The following is a 22,773-nucleotide window of genomic DNA, read 5'->3' on the forward strand; positions in this document are numbered from 1 at the left end:
TTAACGCAACTCCTCTCTATCACGGAAGTAATCCAGTGCTTCTGGGTTTGCCAGAGCATCCGTGTTCTTCACGGGGTCGCCGTGAACCACATTACGTACCGCTAATTCGACTATCTTACCGCTTATAGTACGGGGTATGTCGTCAACCTGCAAAATTACAGCAGGTACGTGCCGTGGAGTTGCGTTAGCACGAATGGTTTTCGCAATGGTTTGACGAAGTTCGTCGTTAAGCTTTATACCGTCTCTGAGTTTTACAAAAAGAACGACGCGCTCGTCATCATCGTATTGCTGACCGACAGCAATACTTTCCAATACTTCATCAACCTTTTCTACCTGACGGTAAATTTCGGCAGTGCCAATACGTACGCCACCCGGGTTGAGAACGGCATCGGAACGACCGTAAATAATAACGCCATCGTGTTCGGTGAGCTCGGCAAAGTCACCATGTGCCCAGGTATTTTTAAAGCGGTCGAAATACGCACTGAAGTAACGTTCGCCATTCTCGTCGTTCCAGAAGCTTACGGGCATGCAGGGAAATGAGTTTTCGCAAACCAGCTCGCCTTTTTCGCCTTTAACCGGCTTTCCGTTCTCGTCATAAACGTTAACGGCTAAACCAAGACCCCGACATTGTAATTCTCCCCGGTAAACCGGCAGAATAGGGCAGCCAAGGGCAAAGCAGGAGACAATGTCAGTACCGCCTGATATCGATGAAAGACACAAGTCTTTTTTAATGTCGCGGTAAACGTAGTCAAAGCTTTCTGGAGGTAGCACCGAGCCCGTGGTTAAGATACTGCGCAGCTTTTCCAGTTTATGGCTTTCTCCCGGTTTAACGCCTTCTTTTTCAAGTGCGGCTAAATATTTGGCGCTGGTACCAAATACGGTAATACCTTCTTCGTCAGCCACGTCCCATAAAAACTCAGGTTTAGGTGCAAAAGGCGAACCGTCAAATAAGGTTAAGGTTGCGCCCACAGCCAGACCACTGACCAGCCAGTTCCACATCATCCAGCCGCAGGTGGTGAAGTAAAACAGATTATCGTCACGATCTAAATCGGTATGCAGACCGTGTTCTTTTAAGTGCTGCAATAAGGTACCACCTGTACCATGAACAATACACTTAGGTACGCCCGTAGTACCTGATGAAAACATGATATAGAGCGGGTCATTAAAGTTGCGTGGAGCGAAATCTATGTGGGTCTTTTCAGCGTCGCCAAAATCACTCCATGAAAACACTTTGTCGCCTTTTATGCGGTCTTTTTGCTGACTGAAATTAACTAATACCGTGGCTTCAATGCTTGGAATTTGTTTGATGATATCGGCGGTTTTGCTCTTTATGTTGAGGTTTTTGCCGTTATAAAAATAACCATCAACAGTGATCAGAATTTTAGGTTCTATTTGACCGAAACGATCAAGTACGCCCTGAACGCCAAAGTCCGGCGAGCAAGACGACCAGATAGCGCCAATACTGGTGGTTGCCAGCATACCAATTATGGTTTCTATGCAGTTAGGCATCATGGCGGCAACACGGTCACCGGCTTCAACTCCGCGTTGGCGTAAGCCTTCGGAAAAAGCGGCAACTTCGTGGTTGAGTTCAGCATAAGTTAACTGCTGGCGTGTGCCATTCTCACCGCGAAAAATTAAAGCAATATGGTCGTCTTTATGACGCAACAGGTTTTCGGCAAAATTCAGGCTGGCTTCAGGAAACCATTGAGCACCTGGCATTTTTTCTTTATCGGTAACAATGGTAGAGCCTTTTTCACCAATAACATCAAAGTAATCCCATACCATAGACCAGAAACTTTCATCGTTATCGACGGACCATTGATAAAGGTCGTGATAATTGGCCAGCGCTACGTTTTTATCTTTATTCACTTGTTGTAGAAAGTCTGTCATGCGGGCATTAGCAATGGTATCTGCTGACGGTTGCCATAAAGCTTCTGAAGTCATTTTAATCCTCTTATTTTGCTAATTAAGCTTTTGCCAATTCTGCTACTGCGACCTGAGAGCGGGGGCCATGCGCTAAATGCTGACAAATACCGGCTCCGGCCGCGATCAACTTGTTCAGGTCAATACCGGTTTTAATGCCCATACCATTTAACATGTAAACCACATCTTCGGTGGCAACATTGCCACTGGCGCCTTTAGCGTACGGGCAGCCACCCAGGCCAGCTACGGCTGAATCAATGGTAGCAACACCCAGTGGAAGGCAGGCTATGATATTGGCCAAAGCTTGTCCGTAGGTATTGTGAAAATGCAGCGCCAGCTTGTCCATGGGGACTTTCTCTGCAACGGCGGCAAGCATTTCCTGAGCTTTTAACGGCGTACCGACGCCTATGGTGTCGCCCAGCGATACTTCATAACAGCCCATTTGATACAAGGCTTCTGCAACTTTAACCACATTTCCTATCGGAACCTCACCCTGATAAGGGCAACCCAAAACGCAGGAAACGTAGCCTCTGACAGGAATGCCTTTTTCTTTAGCTGCGGCAATAACTGGCTTAAAACGCTCCAGCGACTCGTCGATACTGCAGTTAATGTTCTTTTGGGCAAAAGCTTCCGACGCTGCACCGAATACCGCTACCTCGTCCATGTTGGCTGCTACTGCCGCTTCAAAGCCCTTCAAATTTGGCGTTAAACCGGCGTAAGTGACTCCCGGGCGACGTTTAATCTGCTCCATAACAGCTGTGCTGTCGGCCATTTGAGGCACCCATTTGGGGCTGACAAAGCTGGCACTTTCAATATAAGAAACGCCGGCTTCTGCCAGCGCTTCAATTAAGGCAACTTTTGCATCAACAGAAACAGTAGTTTCATTTTGCAAGCCGTCACGAGGACCAACTTCGACGATTTTTATCTGTTCTGCAATAGCCATAGTCACTCCTGATTATTTATTATTCGGCTTCGCTCACTGCAAGCAGTTCATCGCCGTCACTGACCAAATCTCCTGCGGCGAAAAAGACGTCGGTGACTTCACCATCATGGCCAGCTTTAATGGTGTATTCCATTTTCATGGCTTCCATAATGACCAGTGGTTGATCTTTTTTGACTGTATCGCCTTTTTCAACCAGCACTTCCATAATGGTACCGTTCATTGGTGCAACGTGACCACCGTGCGCCGCTTCGTCCGACAGCGTATCAGTCACACGGTGTCGATGGAAAGTTATAGGGCCGTTATCGGTGAATACCGTAATTTGCTGGTCGTCGGCACTGACGTAGCGATGATAGCGCATACTACCGGCAGTCAGCGTGAGTTTGTCGTCGGTTAAAGACGCTTGCCATTGTACGCTTTCTTCATCAACTTGCTGCAGGAACTCTCCGTTAGCGGTTTCTATTAGTGAAATAGGATAGGTTTCCTCGCCAAACTGCAGTGAAACCGTATGTGTCGCCGCTGAGTTCATTCTAAACGCGTTACCACTTTGCCATGGTGAACTGCCACGTTGTTGTTGGCGCTGACAAATATCAAACAAAGCCGCTTCCGTTGCAATTTGCTGATAATTTACCGAGCTATCGGGCAGCAGCTCTTCCTGATGTTGCTGGATAAATTCGGTTGTCAGGTTTGTTTTCACAAACTCCGGATGTGAGGCCAAACGATGCAAAAAGTCTACGTTAGTTGTTAACCCAGTTAAACGATATTCACGCAAAGCCTTTTGCAGACGCAGCAGGGCACGGGTACGATCGGTGTCCCAGACAATCAGCTTAGCTATCATTGGGTCATAGAAAGCAGATATCTCATCGCCTTCTTCAATACCGGTGTCAATGCGGATGCCGTTTTCTTCTGCAGGCGTACGTAAATGCTTAATGGTACCGGTGCAAGGTAAGAAATCGTTGTCCGGGTCTTCGGCGTAAATCCGTGCCTCAAACGCGTGACCGTTTACCTGAATGTCATTTTGCGCCAGAGGTAATGGCTGACCCGAAGCGACCAGCAACTGCCATTCGACTAAATCCTGGCCGGTGATCATCTCCGTAACCGGATGCTCAACCTGTAAGCGAGTGTTCATTTCCATGAAGTAGAATTCGCCACTTTGGTCAAACAAAAATTCAACCGTACCAGCACCAACGTAGTCTATTGCCTGAGCTGCACGAATGGCGGCTTCGCCCATTTCGGTACGCGTTTTTTCGGTAAGCGCCGGAGCGGGCGCTTCTTCAAGCACCTTTTGGTGACGGCGCTGCACTGAACAATCGCGCTCAGCCAAATAAACAGCGACCGTGCTCATCGGTAAACACCTGAATTTCTACGTGGCGAGGGTTACGAATAAAACGCTCCATCAGCATTTTATCGTTGCCGAAAGAGGACTTAGCTTCGCGTTTGGCGGAATTCAGGGCGTCATCGAATTCGCCCATGTTTTCTACCACACGCATGCCTTTACCACCGCCGCCGTACGCCGCTTTTAGTAGTAGTGGGAAGCCAACTTTTTCAGCTTCGGCTTTTAGCGTTTCAATATCCTGTTCGCTGCCGTGGTAACCCGGAACCAGAGGTACACCGGCGTCCTGCATAATGGATTTAGCCGCGCTCTTAGAGCCCATAGAGGCAATAGACGACACCGGCGGTCCCACAAAAATGATGTTGTTCAGCTGACATTGGTCAGCGAAGTCTTCGTTCTCTGAGAGAAAACCATAGCCCGGGTGAATGGCTTCAGCACCGGTTTGTTTCGCGGCGGCGATAATTTTATCGGCACGCAGATAACTGTCAGTGCTTGCTGCAGGACCAATGTGTACAGCCTGATCCGCCAATTTAACGTGGCGTGAGTTGCGGTCGGCATCGGAGAATACCGCTACGGTGCGAATTCCCATTTTCTTTGCTGTGGCAATAATACGACAGGCAATTTCACCACGGTTCGCAATCAATAATGTTTTGATCATAATGAGACCTGTTGTTAACTCTGTTTAAGCCAGGCGGCGGGGCGTTTTTCAAGAAACGCACTGAGTCCTTCCTGACCTTGTTCCGACACGCGAATTTCGGCAATGGCTTTAATGGTATGTTCACGTACGTCTTTATCGATAGGACGTGAACCGACATTGCGAATTAGTTGCTTACAGGCGTCTACCGCTTGTGGACTATTGGCTAGAAGCGCATCTAATAGTTTGTTTAACGGCTCTTCAAAGTCTTCTACAACTTCGTTGACTAAACCTAGCTCCTGCGCTTTGTCGGCAAAGAAACGCTCGGCGGTCAGCATATAGCGGCGTGATTGACGCTCACCAATAGTACGCACAACATAAGGGCTGATAACTGCCGGAATAAGACCAATTTTGACTTCACTCAGACAGAAGCTGCTGCGCGGTTGCGCCAGAACTATGTCGCAGCATGCGGCAAGGCCTACGGCACCGCCGAAAGCGGCTCCCTGCACTAACGCGATACTGGGTTTACTGAGCAAATCCAGACGTTCCATTAAGAGCCCAAGCTCACCGGCGTCATCCACGTTTTGCTGATAGTTTTTATCGGCCATGGAGCGCATCCAATTCAAATCCGCACCAGCAGAAAAGTTTTTACCCTCTGAGCGAAGCACCAGCACTCTCGCGCTGCCAATTTCTTCAACCTCTTTTAACGCCTGCAGCAGTTCCGCAATCATCACGTCGTCAAACGCGTTGTGAACGTCAGGCCGGTTTAATGTTAATGTCGCAACGCCCCGGTCGTTAATATCAAGCTTTGTGTATTTTGCCATTATCAATAACCTCCGATTACATGCGGAAGACGCCGAAGCGGCTGTCTTCAATCGGTGCATTCAATGAAGCGGCAAGGCTTAACGCCAGAACTTCGCGCGTTTGTGCAGGGTCAATAATACCGTCGTCCCACAAGCGCGCTGACGCATAATAAGGGTGGCCTTGCTTATCGTATTGCTCAACAATGGGCTTTTTCAATTCTTGTTCTTTTTCTTCGCTTAAGCTTTCGCCTTTGCGCGCCAGGTTGTCTTTGGTTACCTGCGCCATAACACCCGCGGCTTGTTCACCGCCCATAACTGAGATACGGGCATTTGGCCACATAAACATCATGGTAGGGTCGTAAGCACGGCCACACATGCCGTAGTTACCGGCGCCGTAGCTGCCACCGATTAACACGGTAAACTTAGGCACTTTGGCACAGGAAACCGCCATCACCATTTTCGCACCATGCTTAGCAATGCCTTCGGCTTCGTATTTTTTGCCGACCATAAAACCGGTAATATTTTGTAAGAACACCAGTGGAATTTTGCGTTGGGCACAAAGCTCAATAAAGTGGGCGCCTTTTTGTGCCGACTCAGAGAACAAAATACCATTATTAGCCACAATGCCTACCGGATAGCCATCAATGCGGGCAAAGCCTGTTACCAGCGTATTGCCGTAGTTGGCTTTAAATTCGTCAAAGTCCGAATCATCGACAATGCGCGCAATGACTTCGTGAACGTCATAAGGTTTACGTAGGTCGGTGCCGACAATGCCGTACAGCTCTTTTGCGTCGTAACGCGGAGGTTTGGCTGGTTGGCGGTCAAGCTTAGTAGGTTCACCGCGGTTAAGGCGGGCTACCGAGCGGCGTGCCAAGGCTAAAGCGTGTTCGTCGTTGTGAGCAAAGTGATCCGCAACACCGGAAATGCGTGTGTGCACGTCGGCGCCGCCAAGCTCTTCGGCTGAAACTTCTTCGCCAGTTGCTGCTTTAACTAACGGCGGACCCGCAAGGAAAATAGTGCCTTGCTCTTTGACAATAACGCTTTCGTCGGCCATTGCCGGTACGTAAGCGCCACCGGCAGTACACAATCCCATAACTACAGCAATTTGCGGAATGCCTTTGGCAGACATATTCGCCTGATTGAAAAAGATGCGACCAAAGTGCTCTTTGTCCGGGAATACTTCATCCTGACGGGGCAGGTTAGCGCCGCCGGAGTCCACCAGGTAAATACAGGGCAGGTGACAACGCTCGGCAATTTCCTGAGCACGCAGATGCTTTTTAACGGTCAGCGGATAATAGGTACCGCCTTTAACGGTGGCGTCGTTAGCGATGATCATGCACTCGGTGCCTTCAACCTGACCAATACCGGCAACCACACCAGCAGAAGGAACGTAGTCTTCGTAACATTCCCAGGCCGCAAACTGACCTATTTCCAGAAACGGTGAACCCGCGTCCAGTAGTTTATTAATACGGTCGCGGGGCAATAATTTACCCCGGGACAAATGGCGCTCCTGATACTTAGGGCCGCCACCTTGATGAATTTTTGCCGCTTTTTCCTGCAGGTCGTTAACTACGCTCTGCATAGACTCGCTGTTAGCCGCAAATTGTGCATCGCGGGTGTTGATTTTACTGGATAAAATCGCCACGGCGTTGCCTCCTTATTATTTGGATTCAGTGAACAGTTCGCGACCAATGAGCATACGGCGAATTTCTGACGTGCCAGCGCCAATTTCGTATAGCTTGGCGTCACGTAGCAGGCGTCCTGTGGGGTATTCGTTAATGTAGCCGTTACCGCCCAATAATTGAATAGCGTCCAGTGCTAGCTGAGTGGCCAATTCTGCGGCGTAGAGAATCGCTCCGGCGGCATCTTTACGAGTAGTTTCGCCACGGTCGCAAGATTGAGCCACGGCGTAAACATAGGCACGCGCCGCATTAGTGCGAGTGTACATATCAGCTACTTTGCCCTGAATCAGCTGGAATTCTCCGATCTCTTTACCGAACTGTTTGCGATCATGAATATAAGGTACGCAGTTATCAAGGCAGGCCTGCATAATGCCCAAAGGACCAGCGGCAAGAACAGCGCGCTCGTAATCAAGGCCACTCATCAACACTTTAACGCCTTCGTTTAGCTCTCCCAGAATGTTTTCTTCGGGGACTTCTACGTCTTCGAACACCAGTTCACAGGTATTTGAACCACGCATACCCAGCTTGTCGAGTTTTTGCGCCTGGCTGAATCCTGGTGTGTCTTTTTCAACGATAAAAGCCGTAATGCCCCGTGAGTTCTTCTCGGGTTCGGTTTTCGCATAGATTACGAAGACATTAGCTTCCGGACCGTTAGTGATCCACATTTTATTGCCGTTTAGAATGTACTTGTCGCCTTTCTTCTCTGCACGCAATTTCATGCTGACTACATCAGAACCCGCATTAGGTTCACTCATAGCTAAAGCGCCAACGTGCTCACCAGTACACAGTTTCGGTAAGTATTTTTTCTTTTGTTCTTCGTTACCGTTGCGGTGAATTTGATTAACACAGAGGTTTGAATGGGCACCATAGCTTAAGCCAACCGAGGCAGACGCGCGGCTAATTTCTTCCATAGCAATAACATGTTCCAGGTAGCCCATGCCGGAACCACCATATTCTTCGGCAACGGTTAAGCCAAGCAGACCCATGTCGCCAAGTTTTTGCCATAAATCGCTGGGAAATTCATTTTTTTCATCAATTTCGGCGGCACGTGGGGCTATTTCGTCACGCGCGAAGGCATTAACCTGTTCACGGATCATATCGGCTGTTTCGCCGAGACCGAAGTTAAAGGTGGTATATTGACTGATCATAACGACTCCTGAGAATGAACTTCTGAAACTGACGACTGAATACTCTCGAGCTCGTCTTGGCAACGTTGCTCCAGACCACTAAGTTCGGTCAGTAACACATTAATATCTTCCATTTGTTGTTTGAGTGAGTGTTTTTTCTCACTGACAAGCTCAAGTACCTTTTCGAGCTGGGCTGCACTGCTATTATCCGCGTCGTAAAGTTCGAACAAACGACGGGTTTCGGCCAGTGAAAAACCGAGTCGTTTGCCGCGTAGAATCAGCTTTAAACGAACCCGGTCTTTGTTGGTATATATGCGCTGCTGCCCCTGGCGCCTGGGGGAAAGCAAGCCTTCGTCCTCATAAAAACGAATGCTACGGGTGGTAATGTCAAATTCTTTTGCCAGTTCGCCAATACTGTAGGTCACTTTATTGTTCATCGGTACTTGCTTTTTGGTTGTCCTAAGATCTAAGCTTAGAGGAAGTTTACGTTAACGTAAAGTGCATTTGGAGGAAAAATGTCGAGCGATTCAATCGTTATAGTAGCGGCCAACCGTACGCCAATGGGCGGTTTTCAGGGCAGCTTAAGTGAAGTTACTGCTCCCAATTTGGGCGCAACAGCTATAAAAGCAGCGCTGAGTAACAGCGGTTTAACAGCCGATGATATTTCAGAAGTTATCATGGGCAATGTGTTACCTGCCGGCTTAGGTCAGGCGCCGGCGCGTCAGGCAATGCTGCATGCCGATTTACCTCGCTCAACAGGCGCCACAACCATTAACAAAGTATGCGGCTCTGGCTTGAAAGCTGCAATGATGGCGCACGATTTAATTAAAGCGGGCTCTGCAGACGTGGTGCTGGCCGGTGGCATGGAAAGCATGTCGAATGCACCTTACATGCTGCCAAAAGGCCGCAGCGGTTATCGTATGGGGCACGGACAAGTGCTGGATCATATGATGCTGGACGGTCTGGAAGACGCCTACGAGCATAAAGCTATGGGGTGTTACGCACAGGACACTGCTGACGAATACGGTCTGGGCCGTGAAGCAATGGATGAGTTTGCCATTCATTCACTTACCAAAGCTCAGGCTGCTATTAAAGATGGCTTTTTTAAAGACGAAATCACCCCAGTTACATACTCTACTCGTAAAGGCGACGTCACTGTCGATACTGACGAGCAACCGGGTAAAGCGCGTCTGGACAAAATTCCTCAGTTGCGTGCGGCATTTAAAAAAGACGGCACCATTACCGCGGCTAATTCCAGTTCCATTTCTGATGGCGCAGCAGCACTCATTTTAATGCGTGAAAGCGATGCAAAGGCCAAAGGCCTGCAGCCGCTGGCGCGAGTTATGGGTCACACTACGCATTCTCAGGCGCCGTCTGAATTTACCGTTGCCCCAATTGGTGCAATGAACTCTTTGCTGAGTAAGCTGGACTGGACTAAAGACGACGTCGATTTATGGGAAATTAATGAAGCCTTTGCCATGGTTACCATGCTGGCTATTCAGCAAATGAAACTGGATCCGGAGAAAGTGAATGTGCATGGCGGAGCCTGTGCTTTAGGGCATCCCATTGGCGCAAGTGGGGCGCGGTTATTGGTTACTTTGCTGCATGCACTGAAACAAAAAGGCCAGAAACGGGGCATCACCTCACTGTGTATTGGTGGTGGAGAAGCCGTTGCTCTGGCCGTAGAAATGATCTAAAGCGCTGGTTAGCGGGCGGGTTTAAGTTTGTTAACTCGTCCTGCCAGCCATACGGCAAGAATAATAATAAGAGCACCAATGCTTAAGCGGGTATAGTCGAAAGACTGTTCCCAAAACACGACATTAACCAAAATGCCCGCGGGAATTAACGCATTGTTCATGGTGGCCAGTTGCCCGGTATTGACTCGTTTTCCGGAAAGGTTCCAACCAAGGTAACCAAGGCCGGAGGCAACAATACCGAGCCATAATAAAATGCCCCATTGAAGATTGGTGGTCGGCATTTTGGTTAAGTCGCCAAATAATAAAACACCAAGGCCGGCAACGACGCTGGCACCAAAGAAAAAGGCAGCAAATTGCTGGCTTTGTTCTAAGGTTTTACCCGTGGGTAAACGTTTATAAGCAACTTGACCGGCAGCAAAGCACGCATTGGCTGCCTGAATTAAAAAGAAGCCGGTGATGAAGTCATCGGACAAGGGTTGATAGCGAATAATGGCGGCGCCGCATACCGATACCGCTGCGGCTATCCACCATAACAGCGGCAGATGCTTGCGGTTAAGTATCAGCTCGTCAATTAGCGTTATGTAGAGTGGTGTAAAAATAGTGAACAAAAGCACTTCGGCAACGCTCAAATACAAAAAGGCATGATAAAGAAACAAATACATAGCGCCAATTTGTACAGCGCCAATAATCGCTAGCTTAGCCAACTGAGATAGCTGACCATTTTGGGGCGACAGATGACGCCAGCGGAATAAGGGTAACACTGTTATCAGTGCTAAAATCATGCGAATAAAGACAACCAGATAACCATCAACCTGGCCCGCAAGGTAAACGCCAATTAGCGAAAAACTGGCGGCCCAAAGTAAAGTAATCAGAATTAAGAGGGTCACGTAAAAGGCTCACTTAACTAAATTTAGCTCATCAATAGATGACAAAATAACACAATAAGAAGGTGAATTATGTCTAAGAAAGTGCCTCTGTATATAGATGGCGAATTTGTCGTCTCGAAGTCAGAACAGTGGATTCCTGTCACCAACCCTGCTACTCAGGAAGTTATCGCTCAAGTGCCTGTTGCTACCCAGAGCGAAATGGACGCAGCGGTTGAGAGTGCCCGTGAAGCTTTTAAAACCTGGAAAGAAGTGCCTATTTCTGAGCGTGCTCGAGTAATGATGCGCTATCAGGCCTTGTTAAAAGAACATCAGGAAGAAATTGCCGAGACTCTGGCGCAAGAAACCGGTAAAACTTTTGAAGATGCCAAAGGCGATGTCTGGCGTGGTATTGAAGTGGTTGAACACGCGGCGAATATTCCTTCGTTATTAATGGGCGAGACCGTTGAAAACGTTGCCCGTAAAATTGATTCTTATAGTTACACTCAGCCATTAGGTGTTTGCGCTGGTATTACGCCGTTTAACTTTCCGGCGATGATCCCACTGTGGATGTTCCCGCTGGCCATTGCTTGCGGTAATACCTTCATTCTGAAGCCTTCCGAGCAAGATCCTTTAACACCAACCCGTTTGGCTGAACTGTTCGAAGAAGCTGGCGCACCGAAAGGCGTTCTGCAGGTATTGCATGGCAACAAAGAACAGGTCGACTTTCTGTTAGACAACCCCGACGTTCGCGCCTTGTCTTTTGTAGGCTCAGTGCCGGTTGCTGAATATATTTACCGCCGTGGTACGGAAAATGGTAAGCGTGTACAGGCCTTTGCCGGTGCAAAAAACCATTGCGTTATTATGCCTGACGCCAATAAACAGCAAGTCATCAACAATATGGTTGGCTCTTCTGTCGGTGCGGCGGGTCAACGTTGTATGGCTATTTCTGTCGCGGTATTTGTTGGCGCGGCAAAAGAGTGGATCCCTGAAATAGCGGAAGCTATTGCTAAGGTTCGTCCGGGCGCATGGAATGACGAAGGTGCCGCTTATGGCCCGGTTATTAGTCCACAAGCGAAAGAACGCGTTGAAGCTTTGATTACTCAAGGCGAAAAAGAAGGTGCTAAATTGCTGGTTGATGGTCGTAATTGCAAAGTTGACGGTCTGCCAAACGGTAACTGGGTTGGACCAACGGTCTTCTCTAATGTAACGCCGGATATGGAAATTTATAAAACGGAAATTTTCGGTCCGGTATTGTGCGCCACAGAAGTGGACAGCCTTGAAGACGCTTTGGAATTGGTTAACAACAACCCTTACGGTAATGGTACTTCTATCTTTACTGCAAGTGGTGCTGCGGCACGTAAATATCAGCACGAAGTTGAAGTGGGTCAGGTCGGTATCAACATTCCAATTCCGGTACCACTGCCGTTCTTCTCATTTACAGGCTGGAAGCGTTCATTCTTTGGTGACCTTCACGCTTATGGTAAGCAGGGCGTTCGTTTTTATAGTGAAACGAAGACCGTAACGGCGCGTTGGTTTGAGAGCGACCTTGAAGACCCAGCAGGTCCGAACATGTCAATTAACCTAAGATAATAGGGGATAACGATGAACTTCGAATTGACAGAAGACCAACAAGCCTTTGTCGATACGGCCAAGGCCTTTGCCGACAAAGAGCTGGCGCCTAATGCGGCTAAGTGGGATGAAGAGCATTACTTCCCAGTTGAAGTGTTTCGTAAAGCCGGTGAAATGGGCTTTATGGGCATGTACACACCGGAAGAGGCTGGCGGCTTTGGAATGAGCCGCCTTGACGCTGCACTTATATTCGAACAGCTGGCGGGAGGGTGTACAGCCACCACAGCCATGATGACTATTCATAACATGGTTACCTGGATGATTGGTTCTTTCGGCCAACAGTCAGTGATTGACCAGTGGGTACCAGAGTTGGTAACCGGTGAGAAGCTTGGCTCTTACTGCCTGACTGAACCAGGCTCTGGTTCGGACGCTGCCAGCTTACGTACCAGTGCGAAAAAAGACGGCGACGAGTACGTTCTGAACGGCTCTAAGATGTTTATCTCCGGTGCCGGTGAAACTGACGTTTTAGTGGTTATGGCTCGTACTGGCGAAGACGGGCCTAAAGGCATTTCTGCCTTTGCTGTACCGGCGGACGCCAAAGGTGTTATTTACGGTAAAGCCGAAGATAAAATGGGCTGGAATGCCCAGCCAACCCGCTTGGTGACCTTTGAAGATGTTCGCATTCCGGCAGAAAACCTGCTGGGTAAAGAAGGCGAAGGCTTTAAGTTTGCCATGATGGGTTTAGACGGTGGACGCATTAACATTGCGGTGTGCTCTGTGGGTACCGCGCAGGCGGCATTAAATACTGCTAAAGCTTACATGCAGGAACGTACGCAGTTTGGTAAGCCGCTGGCGGCATTTCAGGCGTTACAGTTTAAGTTAGCCGATATGGCAACTGAGCTGGTTGCAGCCCGTCAAATGGTGCGTCTGGCAGCCAGTAAAGTCGATAACAACGACGCTGATAAAACTACCTATTGTGCTATGGCAAAACAGTTTGCGACCGATGTTGGTTTTAAAGTGTGTAACGACGCACTGCAGTTGCACGGTGGTTATGGCTACATTAAAGAGTATCCGTTAGAGCGCCATGTGCGTGATGTTCGTGTGCACCAGATCCTGGAAGGCACAAACGAAGTGATGCGCATGATTATTGGACGTCGCATTCTGGCGGATAACGATCGCGAAATCTTGTAAGGAGATTCCATGCAAGACGTTGTACTTTTTGAAGAACTGAACGCCGGTGACAAAGTCATCGGCGTTGCTACGTTAAATTCCGAGAAATCATTGAATGCCCTGAGTCTGGCGATGGCTGAAAAGCTGTTACCGCAGCTGAAAAAATGGGCAGAAGATGACAAAGTTGCTTGTGTCTGGTTGCAGGGTGCTGGTGAAAAAGCCTTCTGTGCCGGTGGTGACATTGTGGCTATGTATAAAGCCATGCAGGCAGAGCCGGGCAAATTAGTGGAAGAAGTCGAAAACTTCTTCACCCAGGAATATCAACTGGACTACTTTATCCAGACATTCCCTAAGCCCTTTATCTGCTGGGGTGACGGCATTGTGATGGGCGGCGGTATGGGGCTGATGAATGGCGCCAGCCACCGTATTGTGACCGAACGTTCGTTACTGGCTATGCCGGAAGTGACTATTGGCTTGTACCCGGATGTTGGTGCAACCTACTTCCTTAACCGCATGCCACAAGGTTGCGGTTTGTTCTTAGGCATTACCGGCGCGACGATGAATGCGAACGATGCGCTGTATCTGAACCTGGCCGATCACTTTGTTGGTCATGAAAGCAAAGAAAGCATTCTGAATCAGCTGAAGGAAGTTCAGTGGGGCAATACCGAGGCTCTGAATAAACAAAAAGTGACGGACTTACTGAGTTCGGTTGCTAGTAGTGACACCACATCTTTGCCGAATCCACAGGTTGAGCCGCATCAGTCGTTGATTACTAAGTTAACCACAGGCAATGATATCGGTGAAATTGCTGAACGTATTGTCAGTGACGAAACCGATGATAAATGGCTGGCGCGTGCGCGGAAGAACTTGGCCAATGGTTGTCCATTTACATCGCACCTGGTCTGGAACCAGTTGCAGCAAGGCTCTGACTTGTCTTTGGCTGACTGTTTCCGTTTAGAGCTAACCTTGTCCTGTAACTGTGCAGTTCGTGGTGATTTTGCGGAAGGTATTCGGGCACTGCTGATTGATAAAGATAAGAATCCACAATGGCAGCATAGCTCGGTAGCCGAAGTACCAGCGGAAGAGGTTGATGCATTCTTTGTACCGCCCTGGGGCGAGCGAACGCATCCACTAGCCGATCTTGATAAATAAAACGAATTAACAAGAAGGAGTGCCTGTATGGCAACCGTAGGATTTATTGGACTGGGTAACATGGGCGGCCCTATGGCCAGCAACCTGGCAAAAGCCGGCCACAAGGTTAAGGCTTTTGACTTATCGGAAGAAGCGCTTAAAGCGATAGTTGCTGACGGTGCACAGGCCGCGAAAACAGCAGCTGAGGCAATTGATGGAGCTGAATTTGTGGTTTCTATGTTGCCTGCAGACCGTCACGTAAAAGGCGTTTACCTTGGTGACGACGGTCTAATCAACAAGCTGAATAAAGATCAGTTGGTCATTGACTGCAGTACCATTTCTTCTGAAACCGCTATGTATGTGGGTGAACAACTAGAGAAAGCAGGTATTGCCTTTATCGACGCCCCGGTCTCCGGCGGTGTTGGTGGCGCGAAGGCGGGTACCTTAACCTTTATTTGTGGCGGCACAGAAACGAACGTCGACCGGGCTCGCACTGTGCTTAACGACATGGGGAAAAATGTTTTCCGTGCCGGTGATGTCGGTGCCGGACAGATTGCAAAAATCTGTAATAACATGTTGTTGTCAGTATTAATGGTGGGGACTTCAGAAGCTTTGCAATTAGGTAGGGCTAACGGGCTGGACCCGAAAGTTTTATCGGAAATTATGCTGGCAAGCTCAGGTAGCAACTGGACATTACAGGTATATAATCCGTGCCCAGGGGTAATGGATAACGTGCCTTCAAGCAATGACTATCAGGGCGGTTTTCTGGTTGACTTAATGGCTAAAGATTTAGGGCTGGCGCAACAAACCGCATTAGAAAGCGGTGCCGCAACGCCTATGGGATCACTGACTCGCAACCTTTACCACAGCTGGTCTGAACAAGGTCATGGTCGCCAGGATTTTTCCAGTATTTTTAATTATGTGGCACCTAAGTCACAGAAGTAACCTAAGAGTTGGGGAAACACATGCAAATTAAAGACAGTGTCATTGTTATTACCGGTGGTGCTCAGGGGCTGGGCCTTGCGATGGCTGAAGATTTCGCCAGACAAGGTGCCAAACTTGCGCTTATCGATATTAACGGCGACGTATTAGGTGAAGCTCAGGAGCAATGTGAAAAGCTGGGTGCAGCCAAAGTGGTTGGTTATGAAGTTGATATTACCGACGAAGAATCGGTAGAAACCGTGTTTGAACAAATTCAGCAAGAGTTTGATGGCATTGATGTGTTGGTAAACAACGCCGGTCTACTGCGCGACGGCCTGCTGATTAAATTCAAAGACGGCGAACTGAAACAGAAAATGCCATTACAGCAGTTCCAGTCAGTACTGGATGTAAACCTCACCGGTACCTTCTTGTGCGGACGTGAAGCCGCAGCGCAGATGGTAAAAGCTGGTAAGAAAGGCGTTATCATTAATATTTCCAGCGTCGCGCGTGCCGGCAACATGGGACAGACTAACTATTCCGCAACGAAAGCCGGTGTGGTTGCCATGACAGTCACCTGGGCTCGTGAATTAGGTCGCTACGGCATTCGCTGTGGTGCCATCGCACCGGGCTTTATCGAAACTCCAATGACGGCACAGATGAAACCTGAAGCGGTTGATCGTGCGTTGTCTATGGTTCCGCTAAAACGCTGGGGCCAGCCCAATGAAATAGCTCACAGTGCTCGCTACATTATTGAAAATGACTTCTTCAGCGGCCGTGTGGTCGAAATTGACGGTGGCGTCCGGTTGTAAGTCACATTAGATAAAGTAATGATAAATAGCCGAAGAAAGGGCGTCTCTGTTATAGTGGTGGGTATCTACTAAACAGAGACGCTTTTTAGTTAATGACATGCGGAAATTACCTCCCTTAAACGCGCTTAAATCATTTGAAGTGGCAGCGCGTCACCTTAGTTTTACCAAAGCCGCCGAAGAGTTATTTGTGACTCAGGCCGCAGTCAGTCATCAGGTAAAAGCGTTAGAAGACTTTCTTGAACTTAAACTTTTTATTCGACGTAACCGCTCGTTGCTGTTGACCGAAGAAGGACAGGAATACTATTTAGAATTACGGGATATTTTTGAGCAACTGGCGCAGGCCACCGATAAACTTCGGTTAGTGTCTGAACGCGGCGCTTTGACCGTGTCGGTTCCGCCCAGTTTCGCTATTTTATGGTTTGTTCCGCGGCTTAGTAGTTTTCGCGAAGAACACCCGGATATGGACATTCGTATTAAAGCGGTAGATGAAATTAGTGGTTCGTTAACCGACGACGTAGACGTTGCTATTTACTATGGCGATGGCCGCTGGCCCGGGGTAAAAGCATACCAATTGCATGAAGAATATTTATGGCCGGTTTGTTCGCCGTTGTTATTGAACAAAGCGAATATCAAAGAACCGATAGATTTATTCAAGCAAACCTTGCTGCACGATGAAACCCGTAATGCCTGGAAGGACTGGTTTCAGTTGGTGGGCTTACCTCAGTATAAAGGTGATAATGGACCGGTATTCAGTCATTCGAGCCTGGCTTTACAGGCGGCGGTTCACGGGCAGGGCATTGCATTAGCCAATAACGTGCTGGTGAAGTCCGAAATTGACAGTGGCCACCTGGTTCGCATTTTCCCTCAGGCACTGCAGCGGAATAAAGCGTTTTATCTGGTTTGTCGTGACAATCAGGCGGAGATAGGTAAAATCGCGACCTTCCGTCAGTGGCTGCTAAACTTGGTTCAAAAAGAAGAGCAAGAGTTTAACCAATAATGCGTTATCAACAACAGAACCCGGAAGGAGCGTTCCGCATCGTGTTTTTGCACGGTTCAGGAGGCGGTCCCGACACAGCTTTTATGGATTTCTTTGCGGAGCAGGGCATAGCGCTTGGCGCGGAGCTTGTGCGTCCGGATTTTCCGTATTGGGAAAAGGTTCGTGAAACTGGAAAGCCACGGCCGCCGAATAACATGCAGGCACTGGTCGATGCGATTGATAAACTGCTGAGCGAATTACAGCAAGATAATAAGCCGTTAGTTTTGATGGGTAAGTCATTAGGAAGCCGGGTGATGTTGCGTTTAGCCGATAAATACGGCGCGAAAGCAGTAATTGCTTTGGGGTTTCCGTTCCATCCGCCGCAAAAACCTGAGAAGTCACGGCTTGAAGAATTAAAGATGACACAGGCGCCCGGCCTTATTTTGCAGGGAACACGGGACCCGTTTAGTAAGCCTCTTTTAAAAAGAGCGGAGCAGGGGCAAAGCGTGGAGTTGCCGCATAACTGGCAGTTGCAGTGGCTAGAGGGTGCGGATCATGGTTTTGCCGCGACTAAAGCTAAAGCGGCGAATACGCCTAAGCTTTGGCAACAGGCCACAGATGCCATTAAGGAGTTTATTCAATGAGTCAGATATTTTTAATTGTGGCCGCCATTTTAGGCGGTACCGGCGTTATGTTGGGCGCTTTTGCTTCGCACGGTTTAAAATCGAAATTAAGTGAGAGTTTGCTGAGTGCTTTTGAGACCGGCGTCACTTATCAGTTTTATCACGCATTGGCATTGTTTGCTTTAGCGCTTTGGTTAAAGCAGTCACAGTCGGTCTGGTTTGTTGCCAGCGGCTATTTGTGGCTGGCCGGCGTGGTTTTATTTTCCGGCAGTTTGTATGCCTTAGCACTTACCGGTGTTAAATGGTTTGGACCTATAACGCCTATTGGCGGGTTATTATTTATTGCTGGCTGGGTCAGTTTATTAGTTGGCGCAATGAAGTTAGGAGCAGGTAGTTAATGAGTGAGATTGTTAACGGCAGAGGTAGTGGCATTGTATTGCTGTGTCGTGCAGGGTTCGAAGGTGATTGCGCGGCTGAAATTCAGGATAAAACCGCGGAACTGGGTGTTTATGGTTATTGCCAGACACAACCCGAGCAAGCTTACGTTACCTACCATTGCCAGCACGAAGAAGCAGAGCATATTGCCCGTAAACTGACGCTGAAAGACCTGGTTTTTGCGCGCGAAATGTTTGCCTTACTGGGGCCGGTTAAAGTGGCCGGTATTGAAGACCGTGCCAGCGAAGTCATTAAGGTATTAAAACCTCATCAGGAAACGTTTGGCCTGGCTGGTGAGTTACGAGTGGGAACTCCAGATACTAACGAAGCTAACCAGCTATCCAAATTCTGCCGTAAGTTTAGCGTGCCGCTGCGTCAGGCGTTGCGTAAAGAAGAGCTTTTAAGTAATAAACCGCTAGCTAAACGACCAATGCTACACGTGTTATTTGTCAATGCAGCACATGCTTTGGTGGGGTATTCATACAGCTATAACCAAACCATCCATAACGGTGGCATTGTGCGTTTGCGTATGCCAAAAGAGGCACCAAGCCGCTCAACGTTAAAACTGGATGAAGCCTTTCAGGTGTTTGTGCCTGAAAACGAGCATGAAAAACGTGTTCATTCGGGCATGAAGGCGGTAGATCTTGGTGCTGCGCCAGGAGGCTGGACTTATCAGCTGGTACGCCGCGGTATGATGGTACAGGCTGTGGACAACGGGCCAATGGCAGAATCCTTGATGGAAACCGGTCAGGTTAAGCACATTCAGGAAGACGGTTTTAAATTCCGCCCAAAACGCAAAAATGTTACCTGGCTGGTGTGCGATATGGTTGAAAAACCCGCACGTGTCGGCGAGCTGATGACCAGTTGGTTACTCGAAGGTGATTGTGAAGAAGCCATCTTTAACCTTAAGTTACCAATGCGTCAGCGCTATGCCGCAGTTAAAGGCTACCTGGATCAGATTAAAGAACAGCTACAAACCGAGGGGAGTAAGCCGTTTGAAATTCAGGCCAAGCACCTATACCACGACCGTGAAGAAATTACCGTACACTTGCGCTGGTTGCCCCGCAGTTAGTTTTAAAGGCATAGCCTGAGTTCATTCAGGCTATGCCGTTCGCTTTAAAGACGCTCAATAACCGCCTGAGTAAAGTCAGTGGTACCGTGCGAACCGCCTAAATCACGAGTGGTTCGATCGCCACTGGAAATCACATCTTCTAATGCTTTGGTGATTTTTTCCGCTTGCTCTTGCATGCCTAAGTATTCCAGCATCTGAATTGACGCTAAGATAACTGAGGTTGGGTTTGCCAGGTTTTTACCGGCAATATCCGGGGCTGAGCCGTGTACAGCTTCGAAAATGGCACAGTCTTTACCAATGTTAGCTCCGGGTGCCATACCTAAGCCGCCGACCAAACCTGCGCACAGGTCTGACAGGATATCGCCAAACAGGTTGGTGGTAACAATAACGTCAAACTCTTCAGGGTTCATAACTAAGCGCATGCAGGCAGCATCAACAATCATTTCTGTTGATTCAATGTCCGGATACTCTTCAGCTATTTCACGCGCTACTTTTAAGAATAGACCAGAAGTGGACTTCAGAATATTGGCTTTATGTACCGCAGTGACTTTCTTACGGCCTTCTCGGCGTGCGGTTTCATAGGCGAAACGAACAATGCGCTCAGCGCCTTCCCGGGTAATTTTGCTGACTGCTTCGGCTTCATTACCGTCTTCAGACACTTTCTGGCCTAAGCCCGAATACATACCTTCGGTATTTTCACGAATGGTAATAATATCAATGTTTTCGTAGCGTGCCTGAGTGCCGGTAAAAGACAGCACAGGGCGTACGTTAGCGTATAACGAAAAATGTTTACGCAGGCTGACATTAATAGAGGTAAAGCCTTCGCCAACCGGAGTGGTTAGTGGACCTTTTAATGTAACACCGTTACGTTCAATCGCATCAAGAGTATTCTGAGGTAATAACTCTCCGGTCTTTTCCAAAGCAGTTAAACCAGCGTCGACGTATTCATATTCAAAGTCACAACCTGCTTTATCAAGAATGGCTGTTGCAGACTCGACAATATCCGGACCGATGCCGTCACCTGGAATAACTGTGATAGTTCTACTCATGAATTGATTCCTTTAAACCGTGTTACAACAAAAACAGGAACGGTAATTCTACCATTGCCGCGCTAATACTGACTAGCAAAGCATTATTCAGTCAGTGAATGTAGGTTATAACGGTGAGTAACAGTGACTTTCAAAAGCCGATTTGGCTTTAATTCGGGTCAGTTGCTCACTGTTTATTTGCAGTTGCTGACAATAAGACTTTAGCATCGATTTTACTGAACTGCTTAACGAGACATCGGGATAATAAGTGCTTAGTGTTAAATAATGAGCTAAAAAAAATAGTGCACCTAATTTATTGGATTCGGCTTTATCCGGGTTTAATAAATTTTCGGTAGCCGGAGGCAATTGCCAGCGCTTAACTAATTGTCGACTGCGACGGAAGTCACTGATATCCAGTGCAGAGCCTACCCAACTTGTACTGTAGCAGTGTTCTATTTCTCGCGGGCGAGGCCACTTTGCCGATTTAAGCAGCTCCGGGTGACGAAAAAGATCGGAGCCTGAAAGTAGGGCAAGTAGTGGTGCCGGGGTTGGCAGGCTAACGCCGGTTTCTGCCGATAAGTGCTGTAGCGTTGTTGTCAGTAAGCCGAGCTTTTGCATTAATGCGTTATGCAGCGGAATGGTATTTAATGAAAACTGATGCTGCAAAAAAGCGGTAGCAAGAATAACGGAAGCCCGTTTAGAGCCTAGCCATAAATAAGATTGCTTTAAGTCCATACGACTGGCTTCGCTGTTGCCAATGCGTTCGCTCTGATGCACGGCAGCATGTAGACTGCTGGCTAAAAAGGGTAGCTGGTTAATTTGCTGAATTACTGCGTTTAAGGCGCCACTGGCATTGGCGTAACGGTTTATTGCGCGTAACAGTTGTCTGGGCGTTTGTTGTGTTGCACTTTTTTGCTCGTGTTTTAGTAACCGGTGCTGAGCCAGAGCGTTCATTTGTTCCTGAGTCAAAGGCTTGTCGTTAACTTGCCAGTTTTGTGTCTCGTTCGGGCTGACATAAAACGGGCTGTCCAGCTTATGTAATAAAGCCAGAATCTGGTGCTTTCCTTCAAAACCTAAAAGTACAGCGGTCTGTTGGTTCTTATGGTGTGAAAACTTTTGCCCGGTTAGCCTTATCGGAAACGCATCCTGCTGATTTAACAGTGTCCAGAAGCGATAGCGGAATTCGCTGTTTAATAAAGGGAAAAAAGCTTGAGTAGGCTCACAGCATTGCAACTGAACCTGAGTTAAGGCGTTAACCCAATAGCGAAAAACGACAATGTCAGCGGATTTTAGTGTTAAAGGCTCTAAAGCCGAAAGCCACAGCGGCTGTCTTAAATGCAGCTGCTTCCAGTGAGAAGGGTCCGGGTTAAGCTTCTCACTGACACAAGCAGCGGCCAGAATTCGACGGTAATGCGAGTGCAAAGACCATTGGTAACCACAATGCAGTGCGGTTACACAAACCGCGAGTAACTCACTTATTAGTTGGTTATTGCCCGGAGCATGTTGCTGAGCGTAAAGGGGAAGTAGTTCCGGCCAGCGGTTTTGCTGATACTCTTCATCAATAAACTGAACCAGACGATAAAGCTGACGAACGTCGTGTTGTTTCAGTAAACTAGCTGCTTTTTCACAACACTCGGTCAGCTTTCTCATTCTCGCCTCTGATAATTCTGATAGTCACGATAAGAGTCGTTGCCCCAGGCGATAAGCTTATTATCGCGAAAAACCAAAGGGGTACATTCATCTTTAGTCGTTATTCCGTCAGAAGTCACGTGATGAGTCCGATAAAACAGAACTTGCATGTCACCTTCAGAGGAGGCTTTCGCTTCGTTGATATCGGGTGAGCCTAAAATACGAATAACGCTGTCTTTGGACATACCGAGATCCAACTGACCAATTTGTCTGGCGTTGTAGGTTTCTCGTTCCTGCCATTGTAAATCAGCAGGATCAGCCTGATAAAGCATCAGCACTGCTCCTACTATGGCTAGGTAAGAAACAGCGCCAATGGCGAGTATGACAAAGACTTTATTTTTCATA

General features: G+C 48.2%; 20 protein-coding genes and 1 pseudogene. 10 read left to right on the forward strand and 11 right to left on the reverse strand.

Annotated features, from left to right (window positions below; translation table 11 throughout):
- The 7 genes and pseudogenes from RJ32_RS06415 to RJ32_RS06445 form a co-directional block, all read right to left on the reverse strand.
- Positions 1 to 1,944: an acetoacetate--CoA ligase gene (locus RJ32_RS06415; RefSeq protein WP_034820359.1), complete on the reverse strand. Its 1,944-nt coding sequence runs from the start codon at positions 1,942 to 1,944 to the stop codon at positions 1 to 3.
- A gap of 22 nt (positions 1,945 to 1,966) precedes the next feature.
- Positions 1,967 to 2,866 (reverse strand): hydroxymethylglutaryl-CoA lyase, encoded by a 900-nt coding sequence (locus RJ32_RS06420; RefSeq protein WP_034820362.1) that lies wholly within the window; start codon positions 2,864 to 2,866, stop codon positions 1,967 to 1,969.
- 19 nt (positions 2,867 to 2,885) lie between these two features.
- A pseudogene (locus RJ32_RS06425) lies at positions 2,886 to 4,854 on the reverse strand (acetyl-CoA carboxylase biotin carboxylase subunit).
- A gap of 14 nt (positions 4,855 to 4,868) precedes the next feature.
- Positions 4,869 to 5,654: an enoyl-CoA hydratase-related protein gene (locus tag RJ32_RS06430; RefSeq protein WP_034820364.1), complete on the reverse strand. Its 786-nt coding sequence runs from the start codon at positions 5,652 to 5,654 to the stop codon at positions 4,869 to 4,871.
- A gap of 16 nt (positions 5,655 to 5,670) precedes the next feature.
- Positions 5,671 to 7,278 carry a carboxyl transferase domain-containing protein gene (locus RJ32_RS06435; RefSeq protein ID WP_034820366.1) on the reverse strand — a complete coding sequence of 536 codons (1,608 nt, stop codon included), beginning with the start codon at positions 7,276 to 7,278 and terminating at the stop codon, positions 5,671 to 5,673.
- A 15-nt stretch (positions 7,279 to 7,293) separates the two neighbouring features.
- Entirely contained in the window at positions 7,294 to 8,463 is a 1,170-nt protein-coding gene (locus tag RJ32_RS06440; protein WP_034820368.1) for an isovaleryl-CoA dehydrogenase, read from the reverse strand.
- A complete protein-coding gene (locus RJ32_RS06445) occupies positions 8,460 to 8,879 on the reverse strand; it encodes a MerR family DNA-binding transcriptional regulator (protein WP_034820370.1) in 420 nt (139 codons plus the stop codon). Before RJ32_RS06445 ends, RJ32_RS06440 begins: the two co-directional genes overlap by 4 nt.
- 78 nt (positions 8,880 to 8,957) lie before the next feature.
- Between RJ32_RS06445 and RJ32_RS06450 the strand changes: the two genes are divergently transcribed.
- Positions 8,958 to 10,139: an acetyl-CoA C-acyltransferase gene (locus RJ32_RS06450; RefSeq protein ID WP_034820373.1), complete on the forward strand. Its 1,182-nt coding sequence runs from the start codon at positions 8,958 to 8,960 to the stop codon at positions 10,137 to 10,139.
- 8 nt (positions 10,140 to 10,147) lie between these two features.
- Here the strand turns inward: RJ32_RS06450 and RJ32_RS06455 are convergent, their stop codons facing one another.
- Positions 10,148 to 11,026 carry an EamA family transporter gene (locus tag RJ32_RS06455; RefSeq protein WP_034820374.1) on the reverse strand — a complete coding sequence of 293 codons (879 nt, stop codon included), beginning with the start codon at positions 11,024 to 11,026 and terminating at the stop codon, positions 10,148 to 10,150.
- 69 nt (positions 11,027 to 11,095) lie between these two features.
- Here RJ32_RS06455 and RJ32_RS06460 point away from each other — a divergent pair, with 69 nt between their 5' ends.
- The 9 genes from RJ32_RS06460 to rlmM all read left to right on the forward strand — a co-directional run bounded on the left by RJ32_RS06460 (position 11,096) and on the right by rlmM (position 19,711).
- Positions 11,096 to 12,595 carry a CoA-acylating methylmalonate-semialdehyde dehydrogenase gene (locus tag RJ32_RS06460; RefSeq protein WP_034820375.1) on the forward strand — a complete coding sequence of 500 codons (1,500 nt, stop codon included), beginning with the start codon at positions 11,096 to 11,098 and terminating at the stop codon, positions 12,593 to 12,595.
- A 12-nt stretch (positions 12,596 to 12,607) separates the two neighbouring features.
- Positions 12,608 to 13,765 (forward strand): acyl-CoA dehydrogenase family protein, encoded by a 1,158-nt coding sequence (locus RJ32_RS06465; RefSeq protein ID WP_034820377.1) that lies wholly within the window; start codon positions 12,608 to 12,610, stop codon positions 13,763 to 13,765.
- Between the two features lie 9 nt (positions 13,766 to 13,774).
- On the forward strand, positions 13,775 to 14,896 hold the full coding sequence (locus RJ32_RS06470) for an enoyl-CoA hydratase/isomerase family protein (RefSeq protein WP_034820379.1): 1,122 nt from the start codon (positions 13,775 to 13,777) through the stop codon (positions 14,894 to 14,896).
- Between the two features lie 27 nt (positions 14,897 to 14,923).
- Positions 14,924 to 15,820, forward strand: coding sequence for a 3-hydroxyisobutyrate dehydrogenase (mmsB, locus tag RJ32_RS06475; RefSeq protein ID WP_034820382.1), 897 nt, complete (start codon positions 14,924 to 14,926; stop codon positions 15,818 to 15,820).
- 20 nt (positions 15,821 to 15,840) lie between these two features.
- Positions 15,841 to 16,605, forward strand: a complete 765-nt coding sequence (locus tag RJ32_RS06480; RefSeq protein WP_011234117.1) for an SDR family oxidoreductase — start codon at positions 15,841 to 15,843, stop codon at positions 16,603 to 16,605.
- Positions 16,606 to 16,702: 97 nt separating this feature from the next.
- A complete protein-coding gene (locus RJ32_RS06485; protein ID WP_011234116.1) occupies positions 16,703 to 17,602 on the forward strand; it encodes a transcriptional regulator GcvA in 900 nt (299 codons plus the stop codon).
- On the forward strand, positions 17,602 to 18,225 hold the full coding sequence (locus RJ32_RS06490) for an alpha/beta fold hydrolase (RefSeq protein ID WP_034820384.1): 624 nt from the start codon (positions 17,602 to 17,604) through the stop codon (positions 18,223 to 18,225). The genes RJ32_RS06485 and RJ32_RS06490 overlap by 1 nt, the downstream gene beginning before the upstream one ends.
- The gene (locus tag RJ32_RS06495; RefSeq protein ID WP_034820387.1) at positions 18,222 to 18,602 is read left to right on the forward strand and encodes a DUF423 domain-containing protein; all 381 of its coding nucleotides are present in this window, start codon (positions 18,222 to 18,224) and stop codon (positions 18,600 to 18,602) included. The genes RJ32_RS06490 and RJ32_RS06495 overlap by 4 nt, the downstream gene beginning before the upstream one ends.
- Positions 18,602 to 19,711 carry a 23S rRNA (cytidine(2498)-2'-O)-methyltransferase RlmM gene (gene rlmM, locus RJ32_RS06500; RefSeq protein WP_034820389.1) on the forward strand — a complete coding sequence of 370 codons (1,110 nt, stop codon included), beginning with the start codon at positions 18,602 to 18,604 and terminating at the stop codon, positions 19,709 to 19,711. Before RJ32_RS06495 ends, rlmM begins: the two co-directional genes overlap by 1 nt.
- A gap of 44 nt (positions 19,712 to 19,755) precedes the next feature.
- On the opposite strand, the gene RJ32_RS06505 is transcribed toward rlmM, so the two are convergent.
- The 3 genes from RJ32_RS06505 to RJ32_RS06515 form a co-directional block, all read right to left on the reverse strand.
- The gene (locus RJ32_RS06505; protein WP_011234112.1) at positions 19,756 to 20,760 is read right to left on the reverse strand and encodes an isocitrate dehydrogenase; all 1,005 of its coding nucleotides are present in this window, start codon (positions 20,758 to 20,760) and stop codon (positions 19,756 to 19,758) included.
- A 105-nt stretch (positions 20,761 to 20,865) separates the two neighbouring features.
- The gene (locus tag RJ32_RS06510; RefSeq protein ID WP_034820391.1) at positions 20,866 to 22,389 is read right to left on the reverse strand and encodes a hypothetical protein; all 1,524 of its coding nucleotides are present in this window, start codon (positions 22,387 to 22,389) and stop codon (positions 20,866 to 20,868) included.
- The gene (locus RJ32_RS06515) at positions 22,386 to 22,772 is read right to left on the reverse strand and encodes a DUF3192 domain-containing protein (RefSeq protein WP_034820394.1); all 387 of its coding nucleotides are present in this window, start codon (positions 22,770 to 22,772) and stop codon (positions 22,386 to 22,388) included. The genes RJ32_RS06510 and RJ32_RS06515 overlap by 4 nt, the downstream gene beginning before the upstream one ends.
- Position 22,773 lies beyond the last annotated feature (1 nt).

Source organism: Idiomarina sp. 28-8 (genome assembly GCF_000320945.2).
In the GTDB taxonomy this organism is placed as follows: Bacteria; Pseudomonadota; Gammaproteobacteria; order Enterobacterales; family Alteromonadaceae; genus Idiomarina; species Idiomarina loihiensis.

Excerpts from the sequence above, each read along its gene's own strand:
- RJ32_RS06415 (WP_034820359.1), bottom strand. The coding sequence starts at position 1,944 with ATGACTTCAGAAGCTTTATGGCAACCGTCAGCAGATACCATTGCTAAT.
- RJ32_RS06420 (WP_034820362.1), bottom strand. The coding sequence starts at position 2,866 with ATGGCTATTGCAGAACAGATAAAAATCGTCGAAGTTGGTCCTCGTGAC.
- RJ32_RS06430 (WP_034820364.1), bottom strand. The coding sequence starts at position 5,654 with ATGGCAAAATACACAAAGCTTGATATTAACGACCGGGGCGTTGCGACA.
- RJ32_RS06440 (WP_034820368.1), bottom strand. The coding sequence starts at position 8,463 with ATGATCAGTCAATATACCACCTTTAACTTCGGTCTCGGCGAAACAGCC.
- RJ32_RS06445 (WP_034820370.1), bottom strand. The coding sequence starts at position 8,879 with ATGAACAATAAAGTGACCTACAGTATTGGCGAACTGGCAAAAGAATTT.
- RJ32_RS06450 (WP_034820373.1), top strand. The coding sequence starts at position 8,958 with ATGTCGAGCGATTCAATCGTTATAGTAGCGGCCAACCGTACGCCAATG.
- RJ32_RS06460 (WP_034820375.1), top strand. The coding sequence starts at position 11,096 with ATGTCTAAGAAAGTGCCTCTGTATATAGATGGCGAATTTGTCGTCTCG.
- RJ32_RS06465 (WP_034820377.1), top strand. The coding sequence starts at position 12,608 with ATGAACTTCGAATTGACAGAAGACCAACAAGCCTTTGTCGATACGGCC.
- RJ32_RS06470 (WP_034820379.1), top strand. The coding sequence starts at position 13,775 with ATGCAAGACGTTGTACTTTTTGAAGAACTGAACGCCGGTGACAAAGTC.
- mmsB (WP_034820382.1), top strand. The coding sequence starts at position 14,924 with ATGGCAACCGTAGGATTTATTGGACTGGGTAACATGGGCGGCCCTATG.
- RJ32_RS06480 (WP_011234117.1), top strand. The coding sequence starts at position 15,841 with ATGCAAATTAAAGACAGTGTCATTGTTATTACCGGTGGTGCTCAGGGG.
- RJ32_RS06485 (WP_011234116.1), top strand. The coding sequence starts at position 16,703 with ATGCGGAAATTACCTCCCTTAAACGCGCTTAAATCATTTGAAGTGGCA.
- RJ32_RS06490 (WP_034820384.1), top strand. The coding sequence starts at position 17,602 with ATGCGTTATCAACAACAGAACCCGGAAGGAGCGTTCCGCATCGTGTTT.
- RJ32_RS06495 (WP_034820387.1), top strand. The coding sequence starts at position 18,222 with ATGAGTCAGATATTTTTAATTGTGGCCGCCATTTTAGGCGGTACCGGC.
- rlmM (WP_034820389.1), top strand. The coding sequence starts at position 18,602 with ATGAGTGAGATTGTTAACGGCAGAGGTAGTGGCATTGTATTGCTGTGT.
- RJ32_RS06505 (WP_011234112.1), bottom strand. The coding sequence starts at position 20,760 with ATGAGTAGAACTATCACAGTTATTCCAGGTGACGGCATCGGTCCGGAT.
- RJ32_RS06510 (WP_034820391.1), bottom strand. The coding sequence starts at position 22,389 with ATGAGAAAGCTGACCGAGTGTTGTGAAAAAGCAGCTAGTTTACTGAAA.
- RJ32_RS06515 (WP_034820394.1), bottom strand. The coding sequence starts at position 22,772 with ATGAAAAATAAAGTCTTTGTCATACTCGCCATTGGCGCTGTTTCTTAC.